The organism is Oceanobacillus caeni (assembly GCF_019037185.1).
GTDB classification, from domain to species: domain Bacteria; phylum Bacillota; class Bacilli; order Bacillales; family Amphibacillaceae; genus Oceanobacillus; species Oceanobacillus caeni.
The window spans coordinates 19,352-38,455 of record NZ_JAHHXM010000011.1; the positions used below are offsets into that span (position 1 = coordinate 19,352).

15 protein-coding genes and 2 pseudogenes are annotated in these 19,104 nt (G+C 36.5%); 16 read left to right on the plus strand and 1 reads right to left on the minus strand.

What is annotated here, in order from left to right:
- The 6 genes from KM885_RS08260 to KM885_RS08285 all read left to right on the plus strand — a co-directional run bounded on the left by KM885_RS08260 (position 1) and on the right by KM885_RS08285 (position 6,648).
- Positions 1 to 1,458, plus strand: coding sequence for an aldehyde dehydrogenase (locus KM885_RS08260; RefSeq protein WP_216883766.1), 1,458 nt, complete (start codon positions 1 to 3; stop codon positions 1,456 to 1,458).
- A 21-nt stretch (positions 1,459 to 1,479) separates the two neighbouring features.
- On the plus strand, positions 1,480 to 2,325 hold the full coding sequence (locus tag KM885_RS08265; RefSeq protein ID WP_216883767.1) for a DODA-type extradiol aromatic ring-opening family dioxygenase: 846 nt from the start codon (positions 1,480 to 1,482) through the stop codon (positions 2,323 to 2,325).
- 52 nt (positions 2,326 to 2,377) lie between these two features.
- Positions 2,378 to 3,577, plus strand: coding sequence for a 4-hydroxybenzoate 3-monooxygenase (locus KM885_RS08270; RefSeq protein WP_216883768.1), 1,200 nt, complete (start codon positions 2,378 to 2,380; stop codon positions 3,575 to 3,577).
- Positions 3,578 to 3,712: 135 nt separating this feature from the next.
- The gene (locus KM885_RS08275) at positions 3,713 to 4,768 is read left to right on the plus strand and encodes a TRAP transporter substrate-binding protein (protein ID WP_244986954.1); all 1,056 of its coding nucleotides are present in this window, start codon (positions 3,713 to 3,715) and stop codon (positions 4,766 to 4,768) included.
- 16 nt (positions 4,769 to 4,784) lie between these two features.
- A complete protein-coding gene (locus KM885_RS08280) occupies positions 4,785 to 5,354 on the plus strand; it encodes a TRAP transporter small permease (protein WP_216883769.1) in 570 nt (189 codons plus the stop codon).
- The gene (locus KM885_RS08285) at positions 5,344 to 6,648 is read left to right on the plus strand and encodes a TRAP transporter large permease (RefSeq protein ID WP_216883770.1); all 1,305 of its coding nucleotides are present in this window, start codon (positions 5,344 to 5,346) and stop codon (positions 6,646 to 6,648) included. The genes KM885_RS08280 and KM885_RS08285 overlap by 11 nt, the downstream gene beginning before the upstream one ends.
- 47 nt (positions 6,649 to 6,695) lie before the next feature.
- Here the strand turns inward: KM885_RS08285 and KM885_RS08290 are convergent, their stop codons facing one another.
- Entirely contained in the window at positions 6,696 to 7,499 is an 804-nt protein-coding gene (locus KM885_RS08290) for an IclR family transcriptional regulator (RefSeq protein ID WP_216883771.1), read from the minus strand.
- Positions 7,500 to 7,754: 255 nt separating this feature from the next.
- Here KM885_RS08290 and KM885_RS08295 point away from each other — a divergent pair, with 255 nt between their 5' ends.
- From KM885_RS08295 to KM885_RS08340, 10 genes and pseudogenes are all read left to right on the plus strand, one after another.
- On the plus strand, positions 7,755 to 9,218 hold the full coding sequence (locus tag KM885_RS08295) for an aldehyde dehydrogenase (RefSeq protein WP_216883772.1): 1,464 nt from the start codon (positions 7,755 to 7,757) through the stop codon (positions 9,216 to 9,218).
- A gap of 10 nt (positions 9,219 to 9,228) precedes the next feature.
- Positions 9,229 to 10,023, plus strand: coding sequence for a 2-keto-4-pentenoate hydratase (locus KM885_RS08300; protein ID WP_204798167.1), 795 nt, complete (start codon positions 9,229 to 9,231; stop codon positions 10,021 to 10,023).
- Between the two features lie 15 nt (positions 10,024 to 10,038).
- Complete coding sequence (locus KM885_RS08305) at positions 10,039 to 10,923, plus strand: acetaldehyde dehydrogenase (acetylating) (RefSeq protein ID WP_204798168.1); 885 nt, start codon at positions 10,039 to 10,041, stop codon at positions 10,921 to 10,923.
- Between the two features lie 21 nt (positions 10,924 to 10,944).
- Positions 10,945 to 11,955 carry a 4-hydroxy-2-oxovalerate aldolase gene (gene dmpG, locus KM885_RS08310; RefSeq protein ID WP_204798169.1) on the plus strand — a complete coding sequence of 337 codons (1,011 nt, stop codon included), beginning with the start codon at positions 10,945 to 10,947 and terminating at the stop codon, positions 11,953 to 11,955.
- Positions 11,956 to 11,986: 31 nt separating this feature from the next.
- Positions 11,987 to 12,775, plus strand: a complete 789-nt coding sequence (locus KM885_RS08315) for a 2-keto-4-pentenoate hydratase (protein ID WP_216883787.1) — start codon at positions 11,987 to 11,989, stop codon at positions 12,773 to 12,775.
- 27 nt (positions 12,776 to 12,802) lie between these two features.
- Positions 12,803 to 12,994: a 4-oxalocrotonate tautomerase gene (locus KM885_RS08320; protein ID WP_060668574.1), complete on the plus strand. Its 192-nt coding sequence runs from the start codon at positions 12,803 to 12,805 to the stop codon at positions 12,992 to 12,994.
- 226 nt (positions 12,995 to 13,220) lie between these two features.
- Positions 13,221 to 14,207 (plus strand): catechol 2,3-dioxygenase, encoded by a 987-nt coding sequence (locus KM885_RS08325; RefSeq protein ID WP_216883773.1) that lies wholly within the window; start codon positions 13,221 to 13,223, stop codon positions 14,205 to 14,207.
- Between the two features lie 359 nt (positions 14,208 to 14,566).
- A pseudogene (locus KM885_RS08330) lies at positions 14,567 to 14,773 on the plus strand (flagellin N-terminal helical domain-containing protein); the annotation flags it as partial.
- Positions 14,774 to 15,051: 278 nt separating this feature from the next.
- Positions 15,052 to 15,660: pseudogene (locus KM885_RS08335) on the plus strand (flagellin); the annotation flags it as partial.
- Positions 15,661 to 15,754: 94 nt separating this feature from the next.
- Positions 15,755 to 19,084, plus strand: a complete 3,330-nt coding sequence (locus tag KM885_RS08340) for a CDP-glycerol glycerophosphotransferase family protein (RefSeq protein ID WP_204798173.1) — start codon at positions 15,755 to 15,757, stop codon at positions 19,082 to 19,084.
- The last annotated feature ends 20 nt before the right edge of the window (positions 19,085 to 19,104 follow it).

Sequence of the window (19,104 nt, forward strand, 5' to 3'; positions counted from 1 at the left end):
ATGGAAACGAAAATAAAAACGATTCATTGCCGACATTTTATTAATGGTCAGTTTACTGATTCTCAGAATCTAAAAACTTTCCAAAATATTAATCCTGCAACAGAACAATTAATTGGTACGGTCGCTCAAGCAGGGGAAGAAGAAGTAAATTATGCTGTTGCAGCTGCGAGAAGAGCTTTAGATGGCCCATGGAAAGACTTTACACTTCAGGATCGTTCGAGGATTCTTAGACGAATCGGTGATCTTATTTTAGAAAGAGTAGAAGAACTAGCGTATTTAGAGTCATTAGATACAGGAAAGCCATTATCCTTGGCGAAAAAAATAGATATTCCTCGAGCAGCATATAATTTTCATTTTTATGCGGATTACATGATCTCAATAGGAAATGAAGCTTATCAACAAGATAAGAAAGCGTTTCATTATTCCTATCGACATCCAGTTGGGGTAGTTGGACTGATTAAACCATGGAATTTACCGTTACTCCTTTTAACATGGAAGTTAGCCCCAGCGCTTGCTACAGGAAATACAACCGTTATTAAACCTTCTGAGTGGACACCATTAACTGCTACTGTATTAATGGAAATTTGTCAGGAAGCGGGGTTGCCTAATGGAGTAGTTAATTTAGTTCATGGTTATGGTGCGGATTCTGCTGGTGAAGCAATTTCTAAACACCCGGATGTTGATGCGATCTCATTTATCGGTGAAGTGAAAACAGGTAAGGCAATTATGAAATCTGGTGCGGAATCATTGAAAAAGCTGTCATTTGAATTAGGAGGAAAAAATCCGAATATCATTTTTGCGGATGCAGACGTTGATGAGGTAATTGAAACTACGATTAAATCAAGTTTCATTAGCCAAGGTGAAGTTTGCTTATGTGGATCCCGAATTTATGTAGAACGACCAATTTATGAAGAATTTGTCAGGAAGTTTGCTGAACGAACAAAAGAATTAAAAGTAGGGAATCCGTTGCATGAAGATACAGATATTGGCGCTCTAATTAGTAAGGAACATTATGAAAGCGTTATAAATTACTTGGCAATTGCTAAAAACGATGGTGGAGAAATAGTAACAGGTGGGGGCCGTCCGGAAGATTTAGATTCAGGTTATTATATCGAGCCGACCATTATTACTGGACTAGAAAGAACCTCTCGTTGTATTCGCGAAGAAATTTTCGGCCCAATTGTAACCATTACCCCATTTGATATGGAAGAAGAAGTGATTATGCAAGCAAATGATACCCATTATGGTTTAAGTGCCACCATTTGGGCGAATGACATCAAACGTGCTCATCGTGTAGCACAATCCATTCGAGCTGGGATTATCTGGGTGAATACTTGGTTCTTAAGGGATTTACGAACGCCATTTGGAGGAACGAATCAAAGTGGTATTGGAAGGGCCGGAGGAATGCATAGTCTTGATTTTTATACTGAGTTATCGAATATCACAATTAAACTATAAAAAATTTAGGGGGTTATTCACATGACTATTGAATTGGCAGCATTGGTTCCACATGTACCTAGTATTACACATGAGGAGAAAGTTCCTGAGTTTCAAAGAGAAATGGTAAATGCGATGAAAAAGATAAGTAAGGAAATCGATAAAATTAAGCCAGATGCCATTATCCTTGTTTCTTGTCATTGGCCATCTACTTTCTTTCACTATGTTGATTGTACATCTGTTCATAAAGGTTCCCTAACAGCGACAGAAGCACCTGATTTAATTAAGGATGTCCCTTATTACTTCCCGGGGGATCCAGAATTAGGAAATCAGCTAGTAGAAGCTGGAATAGAAGCGAACCTGGATGTTAAAGGGGTAGATGACCCATACTTTGTTTGGGATTATGGTAGTGTTGTTCCACTACGCTATCTAACACCGAAGGAAAATATTCCAATTGTGAATTTGTCGGTTACCTTAGCGGCAAGTTTAGAAGAAACAAATAAATGGGGGCAAGTCATCGCTCAAGTCTTAAGAGAAAGCGATAAGAAATATGTCTTTCTGTCCAGTGGTGCTTTATCCCATAATTTAGTAAGAGGACGACATAATGTTCCAACTGTCTCCGAGCATGCACTGGATAAACAGTTTGTTAATTTAGTGAAGAAGAAAGACTATGAATCTGCTTATAATATGCTTCCTGAGTATGCAAGAATGGCAAGAGTAGAATCTGGTGGCCGCCATATCGCAATGCTATTTAGTATGATCGATAAAAGCTGGACACCAAGCTATTTGGCTGATGGTCAATCATCTGGAAGCTGGAATGCATTAATTACGTTTGCAGAAAAGGACTATTCCCACCTAGCTGAATCACCTAAGATTGTTCTTGCATAGTGAAAGAAAATTAGATTTGACTGAAAGAAATCAAAGTAAGGGAGAAATTTATATGCGGACAAAAGTAGGAATTATCGGGGCAGGACCTGCGGGGTTAATGTTATCTCACCTTTTACATTTACAAGGGATAGATTCTGTTATTCTTGAAAAGAAATCGAGAGAACAAATTGAAAGTACTATTCGTGCAGGTGTGTTGGAACAAAGTACAATGGATTTATTAAATGAAACTGGTGTCGGCGAGCGTATGATGAAACTTGGTGATCCTCATAAAGGAATCGAATTTCAATTTAATAAGAAACGTCATCGCATCGATTTTGAAAAGCTTACAGGTGGAAAGAAAATTATGGTTTACCCACAACATGAGGTATTAAAGGATTTAATCGCAGCACGCTTAAATACAGGAGGAAGGATTCTATTTAATTCCAAAAATGTAAGCCCTTTCGATATTGATGCGAAAGAGCCAAAAATAAGATTTGAGTATGACGGGGAAGAACAAGAATTGATTTGTGACTTCATCGCAGGTTGTGATGGATACCATGGACCAAGTCGTAAAGCAATACCAGAGGAGCTTTTAAAGGAATCTGAATTTGTCCACCCGTTTGGATGGTTAGGTATTCTAACAGAAACACCACCAGCCAATCCAGAGTTGATCTATGCGTATCATGAACGCGGGTTTGCCCTTATAAGTACAAGGACACCAGAAGTACAGCGCTATTATTTGCAAGTGGATCCTAATGACGATATTAATAACTGGTCTGATGAGCGGATTTGGTATGAGATACACGCACGAGTGGATTTAGATGATTGGAAAATTGAAGAAGGACCAATATTTCAAAAGAATATTGTGTCGATGAGAAGCTACATTTGTGAAACGATGCAACACGGACGTTTATTCCTTGCTGGCGATGCAGCACATATTGTACCACCAACTGGAGCGAAAGGATTGAACCTTGCGATAGGGGATATCCGCGTATTAGCAGAAGTACTTAAATATTTTTATGAAACAGGTAGTGAGCGAGCACTTGAACAATATTCTGAGGTATGCGTACGCCGTGTATGGAGAGCCCAACGATTTGCAAGTCTGATGACGAATTTGCTTCATCATCATGATCAGAAATCAGACTTTGAAAATGGAGTGCAACTTGCGGAATTAGAATATATTTCTTCATCAGAAGCGGCATCTAAAACAATAGCTGAAAATTATGCGGACTTAAAAGTGGAATTTCCTAAAGTGCCAAATTATGTAGAGTAAATGTTAATAATAATCTGCTACCATAAATGGTGGCAGGTTAACCTTAAAAAACGTAGTCGTACACTCATAGTTTATTGAATATTGCCAATATTCAGTTAATGTATGAAACAGATTTATATAGAAAGGAGTAAGAATATGATCAGAACAAGGTTGAAATGGATATCCGTTTTTATTTTTACTATGGTTGGTCTCATCGTGTTAGCCGGATGTTCTGCTAGTTCAGCGAAAGAAAGTGAAAGCGTCACACTTAATTTTGGTAGCATGGATGGTCCACCACACGTACAAAATGCAGTTACTTTCCCAGCATTTGCTGAAAAAGTGGAACAGTTAACAGACGGAAGGGTAGACTTTCGCATGTATATGGGTGGTTCGTTAGGAGGGCCAAATGAAACGCTCGATAATATTGTAACTGGCTTAATGGATGTTGGGAGAGGAATTCACGGATACAATGCTGGAAGGTATCCAGTGCAGTCTGTGCTAAATCTTCCTTTTATGGCAGAGGGTACTGGTGAAGAGTTAAGTATCGTTGCCCAGAAATTATATGACACGTTTCCGGAAATACAAGATGAGTACTGGGATGTAAAATCTTTATGGATTCATGCGGCAGATCCGTATGCAATTATCACAAAGGGTAAAGCAGTTCGTAGTTTTGAAGACGTTAAAGGACTTCGGTTAAGAACGCCATCTGAAGAAGGTAGTCAAATGCTAGAGGCGTGGGGAGCAACTCCTGTATCGATGGGGGCACCAGATATTTATGATGCGATTCAAAAAGGAGTTATTGATGGTGGGGTTCTACCAATTGCAGCAATCAAAGACTTTAATTTAACGGATCTCGTAGATTATGTAACGATAGGTTATTTTAATACGAATTTATTCTATGTTTCTATGAATGAAAATAGTTGGGAAAAATTCACTACAGATGAACAGAAATTACTAGAGGAAGAATTGCTTGGATTACCGATGGCAGCTTTAGCGGGAAGAACGTTCGACGAACAAAAAGAAAAAGCAGTAGAGGAATCAAAAGCAGCGGGGGTAGAATTCATCGAGCTATCGGAAGAAGAAGTGAATAAATTTAAAGATGCATCCCAACATGTTGCCGAAAACTGGATTAACAGAATGGAAGAGCGAGGGATTCCAGGACAAGAAATTTATGATGAAGCAGTTCGTTTAATAGAAGAAATCAATGAATAGAAAGGAGTTTGGGAGAATGAGTCCACAATTAAATGAAGAAAAACAACTAAATGCTACGATTGATCAAACGTCCAGTCTGGTCAAATTTACAAGGGCTTTAGAAAAAGTTACAGTTCATTTAAATGATGTATTGCACAAAATTTCTAGTGTCTTATTGATGGCGTTAATGTTTTTAACAACAGCCGATGTAGCTGGAAGATTTTTTTTCAACGCTCCAATTATCGGAACTTATGAGTTAACAGGTTTATTACTTGCTTTAATGATCTTTTATAGTTTAGGCGCAGGGCAACTAAAGAAAAATCATATTGAAATTGACTTCTTCACTAGAAAAATGTCTGCTAAAAGCCAACACATTCTTTATAGCATATCGTCATTCGTATTATTTATTCTACTATGTTTAACAACATGGCAACTATATGAGTATTCTGTAAGGGTTTGGATTGGCGGGGAAACAAGTGGTGACCTTGGTTTACCATTGTATATCTTCTCTGGCCTTACGATTATTGGTTCTTTCTCATTTGCACTCACATTATTATTGGATGGCTTTAACTCTCTATTAAAGGTGGTGAATCCAGATGAGTCCTGAGGTGACAGGGGTTTTAGGTATTATATTATTACTTGTTCTTATATTCCTACGAGTTTCTGTTGGTCTATCCTTATTTTTGATTGGATTTTTAGGAGTATCTTGGATAACAGACGGTACAGTAGGTTTAGCACAATTATCAATGGCGGCGTTTGGGACGTCCAATGACTATGGGCTAAGTGTTATTCCATTATTTATCTTAATGGGGATGTTCTTGTCCTATTCTGGATTAGGAAATGATTTATTTAGCTCAGTAAATACATGGTTTGGAAAATGGCGTGGAGGCCTTGCGATTGCTACAATCGGTGCCTCATCTATATTTTCATCTATTTCGGGATCTTCCAATGCAACGACCGCGACGTTAGCAAGGGTTAGTATACCGGAAATGGATAAGTATAACTATAAGACAACTTTTTCTACAGCAGCTGTAGCAGCAGGTGGTACGTTAGGGGCGTTAATACCACCAAGTGTCCTATTAATTATATATGGTGCACTAACCAATGTGCCAATAGGTCCATTATTAATCGGTGGATTTATTCCTGGGATCATGTTAGCTATTTTGTTTATTCTTTTAATCCATCTACAAGTTAGACTAAAACCTTCCATAGCGCCAGTCAAAGCGGAATCGGTATCGTTGGGAGAAAAGTTTGCCTCACTAAAATCCATTTGGCCATTTCTACTAATCTTTCTTATTAGTATTGGTGGTATATACATGGGTGTATTTACCCCAAGTGAAGCGGGTGGAATTGGAGCGTTTCTAGCATTTATCGTAACGATTATTATGAAACGATTAAATATCAAAGGTATGGTAGAATCCCTTGATGAATCTTTACGATTATCCGTGATGATTTTTCTAATCTTTATTGGTGCGAATTTATTTGGGAGTTTCCTAGCTTTAAGTCGGATACCCGCGCATCTTACCAATGCGGTCGTATCCATGGATGTATCACCATATGTCATTCTAACGTTAATTTTATTCGTTTATTTATTCTTAGGGATGTTCTTAGAGGGTATTGCGATCATGACATTAACATTACCAATCGTATTTCCAATAATCACTTCGTTAGGATTTGATGGTTTATGGTTTGGTATTATCATGGTATTAATGATTAATATCGGTGTGCTGACCCCACCACTAGGACTAAGTGTGTATATTATTAGTGGTGTGGTGAAGGATGTTCCGATCGAACAAATTTTTAAAGGTGTTTTACCGGCAATTGGGGTCATGATTATCTTTTTGATTATCTTAATTATCTTCCCTGGTATTGTAACGTTTTTACCATCTTTAACAGGATAAATGAAAAAGAACAGGCTAGTCTTTCACGCACGGACTAGCCTGTTCTATTATACCCTTGAACGCTGTCTAAAGTATCGTTCATCATACCCTAAACGCTCGGATGCATCTTTTGCTGCGTTTACTACTTTATTTATGATATCAGGAATTTTACCTTCCTTCATTCGTTGAATCGGTCCTACAACAGAAATGGAACTAACTACTTTTCCTGTGTAATCCCGTATTGGTGCAGCAACAGATCTTGTCCCAACTGTTAGCTCTTCTGTACAAATCGAATAACCTTGCTTTCGGATTACTTCCATTTCTCTTCTCAGTTTGTTTGGATCCGTTATCGTATTCTCGGTATAAGAGACTAATCCTTTTTCGATGACCCTTTCTAAAGTATTATCGTCATTAAATGCCAGTAATACTTTACCAGATCCCGTGCAAAAAGAGGGGTTGCGTCGACCAATATGCGTCAAGATACGGACAGGATGATGACACTCCTCTTTATGAATATAAATGGTATCTAGTTCATCCAAAATAGATAAATGTGCAGTTTCACCAGTATCATTCACTAATCGATTGAGAACAGGGGCGGCTTCATTATGAATCTCTAGGTTGTTCGTTACAATTCCTCCAAGTGTTAAAACCGATAACCCTAACCGATAATCTCGCGTTCCTTCATCCTTGATTACAAATCCTTCACTAGCAAGCGTAGAAAGGAGTCTACTAACCGTACTTTTTGCTAAACCTAATTCCTCAGCAAGATCACTTACTTTTTGTGTTGGTTCAAATGTGGAAAAGCTTTTTAGTATTCGTAATGCATTTTTAACAGATGAAAGGATTTGTGGATCACTATTCTTCTTTTTCATCATTTCTCCTCCAATACATGTTCTGTCTATAAGAACAATCATTTTTTGTGAAACTCATGATGAAATGCTATTTTTATCAATCCTTGGTAACGGTTACTTTTTATTATACTATAAATAATCCAAATTTTTTAACTATTGTTGCGTATAGAGGAACTGCGACCTTTTTAATTCCACTTTTCGATTTTATAATGAATTTGTAAAGAAAAGATAACTGTTAAGCGATGAAATAAGAAATATGTTAGGGAGGAATTTTACATGCAAACGACTGAACAAAAGGTAGAGATTAAACCAATTAATTGTTCCCATTATATTGGAGGGAAATACGTAGAATCAAAAAGTGGAAAAACCTTTAAAAATATCAATCCTGCAACAGAGGAAGTTATAGGGTTAGTTGCGGAAGGAGGAAGAGAAGACGTTAATGAGGCGGTAGAAGCAGCGAGAAAGGCATTGAAAGGTGAATGGGGGAACATGCCAGTTCGCAAGCGTTCTGCTATTATCCGTAAAATTGGGGATTTAATTTTAGAAAGAAAACAAGAGTTAGCGACACTGGAAACATTAGATACCGGTAAACCAATATGGTTGTCAAACAGCGTTGATATTGAAAGAGCGGCATACAATTTTCATTTCTTCGCGGATTTTATGACAACAGTTGGCAATGAATCTTATCAACAGGATGATATTGCGATTCATTATTCTGTTCGTCGTCCAGTTGGAGTGGTTGGATTAATTAATCCTTGGAACCTACCATTACTACTAATGACTTGGAAATTGGCTCCAGCACTTGCGGCGGGAAATACAGTAGTTATGAAACCATCAGAAGTAACACCAATGACAGCGACTGTTTTAGCACAAATTTGTACAGATGCAGGTGTACCAGAAGGTGTGGTTAATATGGTACATGGTTTTGGAAATACAGGTGCCGCCCTTACATCTCATGATGATGTAGATGCCATTGCTTTTACCGGGGAGACGGTTACTGGTAGTGCCATTATGAAATCTGCTGCACCAACTTTGAAGAAATTATCTTTTGAATTAGGAGGAAAAAACCCAAATGTTATTTTTGCGGATGCAAATTTAGATGATGTAATTGAGACTACATTGAAATCAAGCTTCATCAACCAAGGGGAAGTGTGTCTTTGCGGGTCAAGAATTTATGTAGAACGTGCTATCTATGATGAATTTTTAGAGCGTTTCGTTGCAAAAACAAAAGAATTAAAAGTTGGCGATCCCTTTGCTGAAGATACAAAAGTCGGAGCACTAGTAAGTGAGGAACATTATAATAAGGTGCTTAGCTACTTAGCTATTGCAAAAGAAGAGGGAGGTACCTTCTTAACTGGTGGTAAGAAAGCGGATATGGAAAAAGGTTTCTATGTAGAGCCAACGATTATAACCGGTTTGGGAAGAGATTCTCGTTGTGTACGTGAAGAAATCTTTGGTCCCGTTGTAACCGTTCTTCCATTCGATACAGAGGAAGAGGTCATGGAACAAGTTAATGATACGCATTACGGATTAAGTGCAAGTCTTTGGACTGGCGATGTAAAACGTACGGCAAGATTATCTGCACAAATTGAAGCGGGAATGGTATGGGTCAATACATGGTTCCTACGTGATTTACGTACCCCATTTGGTGGTGCGAAGCGTAGTGGAATTGGCCGTGAAGGTGGAGCACATAGTTTTGATTTCTATTCTGAAATAACGAATGTCACGCTAAAACTATAGGAGGATCCAGATGAATATAGAAACGACAGCTAAAACAGAAAGTCATGTCAAACATTTAGCAAGTGCATGGAGTAATGGACAAGGGGTTCAGCCAATTACAGAGCTGGATCCTGACATTTCCATTGATGAAGCGTACCAAGTGCAATTGCACACGATTAACAGATATTTGCAAAATGGGAAACGTATTACAGGTAAAAAAATCGGATTAACTTCTAAAGCAGTCCAAGAAATGCTTGGAGTTGGGGAACCGGATTATGGACATTTATTAGATGATATGCATGTGGAAAATAAAGGTACCGTACCTTTTAACCGTGTTCTTCAACCAAAAATTGAGGGCGAACTTGCTTTTATCTTAAAAGAAGATTTAGTTGGTCCAAATGTCACTTCTTTAGATGTGTTAAAAGCGACAGATGTCATTGTGCCAGCAATTGAAATCGTTGACAGTCGGATTAAAGACTGGAAAATCACTTTAGCAGATACGGTTGCCGACAATGCATCATCAGGACTTTATGTGCTTGGAGAAACATTTAAAAAACCGGCAAATTTAGATATTAAGCAAATTGGAATGGCTTTATATAAGAATGGCGAACTTCAAAACACGGGAGTTGGTGCGGCAGCATTAGGAGATCCTGCGAAATGTGTTGCTTGGTTGGCTAATAAACTAGCAAACTACGGGATTACGCTTAAAGCTGGTGAAGTTATTTTATCCGGAGCATTGTCTGCCATGGTAGAAGCAAAACCAGGCGATCATTTTTATGTGAAATTTGCTGAATTAGGTTCCGTGGAAGTTTCATTTTCAGAGTAAAGAGGAGGGATGAACATGAGTAAAGTAAAAGTTGGAATTATCGGTTCTGGAAATATCGGATCCGATTTAATGGTGAAATTAAGAAAATCCGAATTACTAGAAGTTACAACCATGATGGGAATTGATGCGACATCAAGAGGGATGAAACATGCGAAGGAAATCGGTTTGGAAGTGTTTGATAACGGGATAGACGGTTTACTAGATAATCCTAATTTAGTAGATATTATTTTTGATGCGACAAGTGCTAAAGCGCATATCGCTAATGCGGAAGTGGCTAAAAAACTAGGAAAACAAATGATAGATTTAACCCCAGCTGCAATAGGCCCATTTATCGTTCCAACAGTAAACCTAGGTTCTCATTTGGATGCAGATAATGTGAACCTCATTACTTGTGGAGGGCAAGCGACGATTCCTATTATCCATGCGATTAATCAAGTGGCGCCAGTCGAGTATGGAGAAATTGTTGCAACGATTTCAAGTAAGAGTGCAGGCCCCGGTACACGAGCGAACATTGATGAATTCACCGAAACGACAGCAAAAGGGATTGAACAAGTAGGAGGGGCGAAAAGAGGAAAAGCAATTATTATACTAAACCCTGCCGAACCACCAATCATGATGCGTGATACGGTTCATGCGATTGTAGATCCTAGGGCTGTTGATGAAAAGGCAATTACGGATTCTGTTGTACAAATGGCAGAAAGAGTACAGTCTTATGTTCCAGGATATAAATTACGTACAGATCCAATTTTTGATGGAAATAAAGTAACCGTGTTCATAGAAGTGGAAGGTGCAGGACACTATCTACCGAAATATGCAGGGAACTTGGATATTATGACATCTGCAGCAGTGAAAGTAGCGGAAGAATTTGCGAAAAGTAGATTGAACGTCACAACGAAATAAGTAGCGGGGAGGAGGATGAATATGTCCAATTTAAAAATTACAGAAGTTGCATTACGAGATGGAAGTCATGCGATTAGTCATCAGTTTACAGTAGAACAAGTAACATCCATTACGAAAGCGTTAAATGAAGCACGTGTTCCTTATGTGGAAGTAACACATGGAGACGGACTTGGAGGATCTTCTTTACAATACGGGTTATCAAGGACGGACGAATTAAAATTAATCGAAGCAGCAGTTGGCGTTGCTGATTTTTCTAAGATTTCGGTATTGCTGTTACCGGGAATCGGTACTATTGAGGATCTAAAAGTTGCTGAAAATCTTGGAGCAAAAATGGTAAGGGTTGCAACTCATGTAACGGAGGCGGATGTTTCCAAGCAACATATTGAAACGGCAAAAGAATTAGGGATGGAAACAGTTGGATTTTTAATGATGAGTCACATGGCACCAGTGGAAAAACTGGTAGAACAAGCGAAATTAATGGAAAGCTATGGTGCGGATGTCGTTTATGTAACCGACTCAGCTGGAGCACTACTTCCGCATGAGGTAAAAGAAAGAATCAAAGCACTCAAACAAGAGTTGTCTGTGGAAATTGGATTCCATGCTCATAACAACCTTTCCCTTGCGATGGGGAATACATTAGCTGCAATTGAAGAGGGTGCTACCCGGATTGATGGTAGTGTTCGTTGCCTAGGAGCGGGTGCTGGGAATACTCAAACAGAAGTATTGGTGGCTGTTCTTGAAAAAATGGGAATTGATACGGGAATTGACCTTTACAAGATGATGGATCTTGCCGAAAATATCGTGGCACCGATTTTACCACAGCCACAAGAAATTACAAAAAATAGTTTAACATTAGGCTTTGCGGGTGTTTATTCTAGTTTCCAAGTACATGCAAACCGTGCTGCAAAGAAATTCAACATTGACTCCCGCGATATTTTAGTAGAATTAGGAAAACGAGAAGTGGTCGGTGGACAGGAAGATATGATTATCGATGTTGCGGCGGAATTAGCGAAAGCAAAATCGTTGGTTTAATACAATCAGGAGGCTGAAAATGGTTACTAAAATGGATACACATTTAATTAAGGAACTTGCGAATTATACACATGGCGCAGAAAAAGAAAAAAGAGAGATTACAAAAATTACTGCTGATTTGTACCCAGAGCTTTCAATTGAAGAGGCATATTTAGTCCAGGAAGAATTAGTAAGACAAAAGCTAGAAGAAGGAAAGAAAATTGTAGGACCGAAAATGGGTATTACGAGTGAAGCGAAAATGAAACAAATGAATGTAGATGATCCGATTTATGGTTATGTTTTTGATTACATGGTAGTTAATGAAGGGGATTCTATCTCGATATCAGACTACATTCATCCAAAAGTAGAGCCTGAGATTGGGTTTGTTTTATCAAGGGATTTGGAAGGTCCGAATGTAACAGCATTAGATGTTCTTGCCGCAACAGAATATGTATTCCCAGCAATTGAGATTATTGATAGTCGCTATGAAAATTTTAACTTCACATTGCCAGACGTTATTGCAGATAATACATCTGCAGCAGGAGCGGTATTCGGTACCACTTTGAAAAGACCTGACAATTTGGAATTAGATGTAGTTGGTGTAACACTATCGATAAACGGAGAAATCCAAGCTTTAGGTGCTGGTGCTGCAGTACTTGGTCACCCAGCTAATTCGGTTGCTAGACTAGCAAACATGTTAGCGAAAAAAGGGGAAAAAGTAATAGCGGGAGAGCCAATTTTAACAGGTGGACTTACAGCGGCTGTTATGTTATCTCCCGGAGATTTCGTAAATGTAAAAGTTGGTGGAATTGGTGATGTTTCTTTCTTTGTGAAAGAATAATTAACTATCAAGATAGGAGGGATTGATTTGCCAATCGTTCAAATTTCTATTATGGAAGGTAGATCCCAAGAAAAAATTGATACTCTGTTGAAAAATGTAACCACTGCGGTAAGCGAATCACTGGATGCACCGAAAGAAAATGTTCGTGTTATTGTAACGGAAGTACCGAAAACACATTGGGCTATAGGTGGTACAAGTGCTAAGAATTTAGGTAGGTAATTAAGAGTGGTGAGGAGATTCTAATGTAGGGTCTCCTTTTACAATGAATGTCTGTAATTATTTGATAAAAATTTTTAGAATGTTCCGCATAGGGGAACTATTGGGTTTTTATTACTTGTTTATCCTTTATAATCGAATCAAGTAGTCTAATGATCTAGTAAAACTTTTGAAAACTAATGAAAACGTTACCAAATGGTTGAAATTTTATAATAAGGGGGAATTTAGAATGGAAAAGGAATTGAAAAAGTTTGATGTTGCACAATTAGCTCATGTGGAAATCTTTACTCCAGATCCAGACGGTACTCTATGGTTCTTTAAAGAATTATTAGGGCTGCAAGAAACAGCTAGGGAAGGACAGTCTGTTTATCTCCGTGGTTATGAAGACTTTTATCATCATACATTAAAAGTGACGGAAAGAAATGAGCCTGGTTTAGGTCATATTAGCTGGAGGGCTAGTTCTAAAGAAGCTTTAGAGAGACGTGTGAAGGAACTAGAGAAATCAGGAGCGGGTAAAGGTTGGATTGATGGTGACCTAGGTCATGGTGCAGCATATCAATTCGTTACTCCTGACAACCATAACATGGAAATTCTTTGGGATGTTGATTATTTTCAACCGAATGAAAGTCAATTCACTGTATTAAATAACCGACCACAAAAACGCCCCCTTACAAGTGTTCCGGTGCGCAGACTTGATCATGTGAACTTAATGTCTAGTGATGTAACAAGAAATAAGGACTTTATGATGGATGAACTTGGTTTTAGATTAAGAGAGCATGTAGTAAGAAATGATGGGTCAGAAATTGGCTCTTGGTTAAGTGTTAGCCCGCTCGTTCATGAGTTGGCGTTTATGGGTGATGCATCAACTTCAGAGCAAGGCCTTGGGAAACTTCACCATGTTGCATTCTGGTACGGATTTCCACAACATTTACACGATCTTTCGGAAGTACTTACTGAAAATAGAATTCAAATCGAAGCTGGTCCATTAAAACATGGGGTATCCCAAGCAATGTGTATGTATGTCATCGAACCAGGTGGTAACCGTGTTGAACTGTTCGGGGATTCTGGATATTTAATCTTTGATCCAGATTGGAAACCAGTAACGTGGGCAGAAGAGCAAGTAGAAAGAGCAATTATCTTCTATGGAGCCCCGTTACCAGATACGTATTTTAAATATGGAACTCCAAATGTGCAATCAACTGTGATTAATAAATAGGAATATTTAATGTCTTCTTCCTGTTGGGAGGAAGACATTTTTCTTTGTTGTGGTATCTTGTAGTGCCCTTTATGGTAAGAATGTAAGGCATAATATTAGAGAAAATTTTAGGTTTGAAAAAATATTTTTATAAAAACTATTAAACTTTGTTAAAACTCCACCGATAATAATAGTGTAGACGTCAGGAAGATGTTTACAACGGCCTAACGTTAGGAAATACCGGTAATCATTTAAGTCTTCAAAAATCTTTTTGGAGCAAATTTTATTTGGTAGTAATTCCATTTGATGGAGTTATTATAAATTTAAAGCGAGACACAAGGACGTGACTTGCTAAAACAAACACATGGAGGTAGGAACAAATGAGAATTAATCACAATATTGCGGCGCTTAATACTTATCGTCAGTTAGGTGCGGCAAACAATGCACAATCTAAATCAATGGAGAAATTATCTTCTGGGCTTCGTATTAATAGTGCAGCAGATGACGCAGCTGGTCTTGCAATCTCAGAAAAAATGCGTGGACAAATTCGAGGGTTAGATATGGCTGCTAAAAACTCTCAAGACGGTAGACTAGAAATGCCGCTCTAAGTAGTAATACTTAGATAAACACTCCGTGAATTCGGTGGAACCCCAAACCAGCAAATGCGGATGGTGGGCAATACCGAGCCAAGCCTAATGAATCGGTAGTTTGGTAATTAGGAAGGTGTGACGGTCAGGTGGTGAGGAACCGTACCAATAACCCACCCACGAGCGCGGGGCACCCTGATTAGGGGTGAAGATATGACCTGAACTTTATGGAAACATAAAGAAGCAGAGGATAAAAAACCACTGCGATAACATAATTGATTTCTCTAATCCAAACAGCTGAAGGTGCATTAAATGAAACGCACTCTATTCTTCAACGTATGCGTGAACTAGCTGTTCAAGGTGGAAATGATACTAATGTATCAGCTGATCGAGGTGCTATTCAAGACGAATTAAATCAATTAATGTCTGAGATCGATAGAATCGCGGATACCACAGCATTCAATGGTCAAAACCTATTGGGTGGGTCATTCTCAGGAACATTACAAATTGGAGCGAATTCCGGACAAGTTATTAATGTTGCGATCTCTGCCATGGGAGCTTCTGCTTTAAGTATGACAACTGCTAATGTATCTGTTGGTACTAATGCTGCGGCAAGTACAGCTATTTCCCATATAGATAGTGCTATTGAAGCCGTATCTAAACAACGCTCACAACTAGGTGCTTTGCAAAATCGTTTAGACCATACTATTAATAACCTGAACACATCTTCTGAAAACTTAACTGCTGCAGAATCTCGTGTTCGTGATGTTGATATGGCAAAAGAAATGATGGAACAAACAAAAGCTTCTATCCTTGCACAAGCTTCTCAGGCAATGCTTGCGCAAGCTAATCAACAGCCACAAGGTGTCTTACAATTACTTCGTTAATTTTAATGGAGTAGTAAGTTAAAAGAAATATCGTGCTGTGACTATAGCACGATATTTTTATTTAGTTTATTACTCCTTAGGAGGGTTTAACAATATGAGACCATTTATTTCATTATGCATGATTGTAAAAAATGAAGAGAAAGTAATAGAACGCTGTTTATCCTCTATTTCTCGTTTAGTAGATGAAGTAGTTGTTGTAGATACTGGATCTACAGATAGAACTAAAGAAATAGTATCACGATATACATCAAAAATTTACGACTTTGAATGGATTAATGATTTTTCAGCTGCGCGAAATTATGCAGCTTCAAAAGCCGCAGGGGAGTGGATACTTGTATTAGATGCAGATGAGTATGTTGATGAGGAAAATTTTAAAGATTTTATTCTAAAGTTAAAAGAAGATAACGGTCAATATGACTCATACTTTGTCAAAATACTTAACTTTGCTGGAAGTTTTGGAGAAACTTTAGTTCAGAACTTTCATGATAGAATTTATAAAAATAACGGTGAAATTAGCTATTATCGAAAGATTCATGAACAATTTAAAACCAACTCAGGAAAACCATTGAAAAATAGTAAGTCCAATCTGTTAATTTTTCATTCGGGGTATTTAAAAAATACAGTTGTTGAAAAAGAAAAAAGACGGCGAAATAAAGAATTAATCGATAAGGAAATAAAATACGGAAGTAATAAAGCATTTGATCACTTTAATATAGGAAATGAGTATTGTTCAATTGGTGAATATGAAAAGGCATTAGATGCATATCTAGCAGCCTATAAATTAAAAAAGGATTTTAGGTTGGCATGGGTATCTACTGCATTAATTCAAATTATTATATGTTTAATTAATCTAAAAAGATATAACGATGCATTAAATGTTATTGTGGACGCTGAAAAAATTTATGCTAATTCCCCCGAATTTCCATGTTTAAAAGGTGAAATCTTCTTTTTGAGAGGGCAATTAGAGGATGCAAAATCTACTTTTCAGGAACTAATAGAGAATAATGAAAAATATCAGCATATTATTTTAAGACCCGATTTAAAAGACCAAAGGCCCCACCTACGTTTAGGGGAAATATTTCTTAACCAAGAAGAATATAATGGGGCAATTTACCATTTTACAAATGTATTAAATATAAATAATAACAATATAGAAAGTATTAATAAGGTAGTGTGCTTACTAAACAAATTTCATACAGAAGATGAAATAGCAACCTTTTTAAAAACGAACAACCTAGTGAATGAGAATAATATTCAAATATATGTTAGAGCATGTTTTGATGTAGGTAACCCTTCTTTAGCATTAAACTTACTTAAAGAATATACGGATAAATATAGACTATTACAAAAGGCTTCAATTCTTAAAAGACTATGTATTAGTAATGTAGGGGATATTGATGAAATAAACGGCATATTACAATCAGATGTTTTGGAGAAATTGTTAGAATCAAATTGGATTAATATTGTCGATATATTATTATTAAACGATTATGTGTCTCAAGAATATGATTTAATACCCTTAATTAATTCTATGAAACAGAGTAAGCAGATTAGGGAATTAATGGATTTATTAGATGGTAATGAGTATCTCGTAAATCTTGATGAGAATTTAATCGTATATACATTACAGCAATTTTTTATTTATAAAAGATATGACTTGTGTAATGTAATTTTAGAGGACATAGAAAAAACTAATAAAGGAACAATTCTTAAAGTTGCTAGGATATTATTTTCTAATGAGTTTAAAGGAGAAGCTTTGCAACTATATGATTTATGTGATTGGGACAGATTTAACGAGCAAGATTTTATAAATATAATTGATAGTTTAATAGAAACAAATGATAAAGAAAGTGTTTTAGAAGTAGCGAAATTAGCAATGGATACGTTTGAAGAGGATTTTCGTTTTTATAAGTATGTTTTGGAAAATACAATGGACAACTTTGTATTTAAAAAGGTTAGTGAAAAGGTAAATAAGATATTTACTCACAGTGAATATCTAAAAAATGTCACACTTACTAATGAAAAAAACTTAAAGGATGAGGAAAGCACTAAAATAATAATTACCGAACAAAATAAAATATTAGATGTATTTTTGAAGTATATAGATAAGTATCTAATAAATCATTTTTCGCTAAAAAAGGATGAATTTACTGTTTGTTATCCGTATATTTCTTTTTTGAATAAAGATTGTGATTTTGCTAGTATTCAATTCCTGTTAGTGGTCGGTAACGATGTTAGAAAAAGTTCTACAATAGAGGTAGTAAAAGAAGAAGAACAATGGATTTTGCAAAATTTAAAAATGGACGGAGTAGATTATAAACAGAAAAAGATTATTCAGAAACAAAATTATATAACCAAGAAACCTAAAGTATTACTGGGGTATAGAGATTATAGTGGTTGTAATACCCTTGCTTTATATAAATCAATACCATCATACATCACAGATAATTTTCAAATAGAATTTGTTAAAGCAGCGACAAATGAATTTAGTGAAAAGGCTCTAAAGAGTGACGTAATAGTAACAACAAATATGGAATTCAATCCTAAACAAATTTCTGATATTGGAGAAAAAATTATTATAGATACATGGCATGGCTTCCCATTAAAAAATATGTTTTATACTGATCCATATTATTTTTATAAAAATTCAATTGAACAATTTTGGAGCGAAGTTGATTTTTTGACATCATATTCAAATTTGTATAGTAATACAATTAATAATTCAATTAAAGTAGATCCTGAAAAATATATAATTACTGGTTCACCCAGAAATGATTTTCTATTTAATCAGGACACTAGCAGGAAGTTACTGTTGGAATTATTAGGAAAAGAGGATAATGGACAAAGGTTTATATTTTATATGCCTACTTTTCGTAATGAGGATGTACAAAATTCTAATAGTTCTTCTAACCTTTTTGGTTTTAAAGATTTTAACCTAGATTCATTAGAAAATTTCTTGAATGTGAATAATTACGAACTAATAGTAAAACTTCATCCTCTTTATAAAAAGAATCTTAGCGGCAATTTATTCAGTTATTCAAGAATAAGTATGTATCCTGAACATACAGCTTATAAGGAAACTACTGACCTTTATGAAGTTTTAAGTGCAACGGATATTTTAATTACAGACTATAGCTCAATTTACTTTGATTATTTATTATTGGATAAACCTATAGTTTTTGCTACACCAGACTTAGAACAGTATCAAGAAGAAAGAGGTTTTTGCCTTAAACCATTTGAAAATTGGACTCCGGGCCCTAAAGTTGTTACTCAGGAACAACTTCAATGTGAATTGATAAAATATGAAAAAGATAAAGATTACTATAGTTTATTCAGAAAAGAAATTAAAGATAAAGTTCATCAATATAAAGACGGGAAGTCTTCGGAAAGAGTATGGAAATTTATATCATCACTTTATTGTTAAATAGAAAATCCGCTAATATT

Bases quoted from the DNA above. Each gene is read 5' to 3' on its own strand.
- KM885_RS08340 (WP_204798173.1), top strand. From the start codon at position 15,755: ATGAGACCATTTATTTCATTATGCATGATTGTAAAAAATGAAGAGAAA.
- KM885_RS08280 (WP_216883769.1), top strand. From the start codon at position 4,785: ATGAGTCCACAATTAAATGAAGAAAAACAACTAAATGCTACGATTGAT.
- KM885_RS08325 (WP_216883773.1), top strand. From the start codon at position 13,221: ATGGAAAAGGAATTGAAAAAGTTTGATGTTGCACAATTAGCTCATGTG.
- KM885_RS08295 (WP_216883772.1), top strand. From the start codon at position 7,755: ATGCAAACGACTGAACAAAAGGTAGAGATTAAACCAATTAATTGTTCC.
- KM885_RS08300 (WP_204798167.1), top strand. From the start codon at position 9,229: ATGAATATAGAAACGACAGCTAAAACAGAAAGTCATGTCAAACATTTA.
- KM885_RS08260 (WP_216883766.1), top strand. From the start codon at position 1: ATGGAAACGAAAATAAAAACGATTCATTGCCGACATTTTATTAATGGT.
- dmpG (WP_204798169.1), top strand. From the start codon at position 10,945: ATGTCCAATTTAAAAATTACAGAAGTTGCATTACGAGATGGAAGTCAT.
- KM885_RS08265 (WP_216883767.1), top strand. From the start codon at position 1,480: ATGACTATTGAATTGGCAGCATTGGTTCCACATGTACCTAGTATTACA.
- KM885_RS08270 (WP_216883768.1), top strand. From the start codon at position 2,378: ATGCGGACAAAAGTAGGAATTATCGGGGCAGGACCTGCGGGGTTAATG.
- KM885_RS08305 (WP_204798168.1), top strand. From the start codon at position 10,039: ATGAGTAAAGTAAAAGTTGGAATTATCGGTTCTGGAAATATCGGATCC.
- KM885_RS08275 (WP_244986954.1), top strand. From the start codon at position 3,713: ATGATCAGAACAAGGTTGAAATGGATATCCGTTTTTATTTTTACTATG.
- KM885_RS08315 (WP_216883787.1), top strand. From the start codon at position 11,987: ATGGATACACATTTAATTAAGGAACTTGCGAATTATACACATGGCGCA.
- KM885_RS08285 (WP_216883770.1), top strand. From the start codon at position 5,344: ATGAGTCCTGAGGTGACAGGGGTTTTAGGTATTATATTATTACTTGTT.
- KM885_RS08290 (WP_216883771.1), bottom strand. From the start codon at position 7,499: ATGAAAAAGAAGAATAGTGATCCACAAATCCTTTCATCTGTTAAAAAT.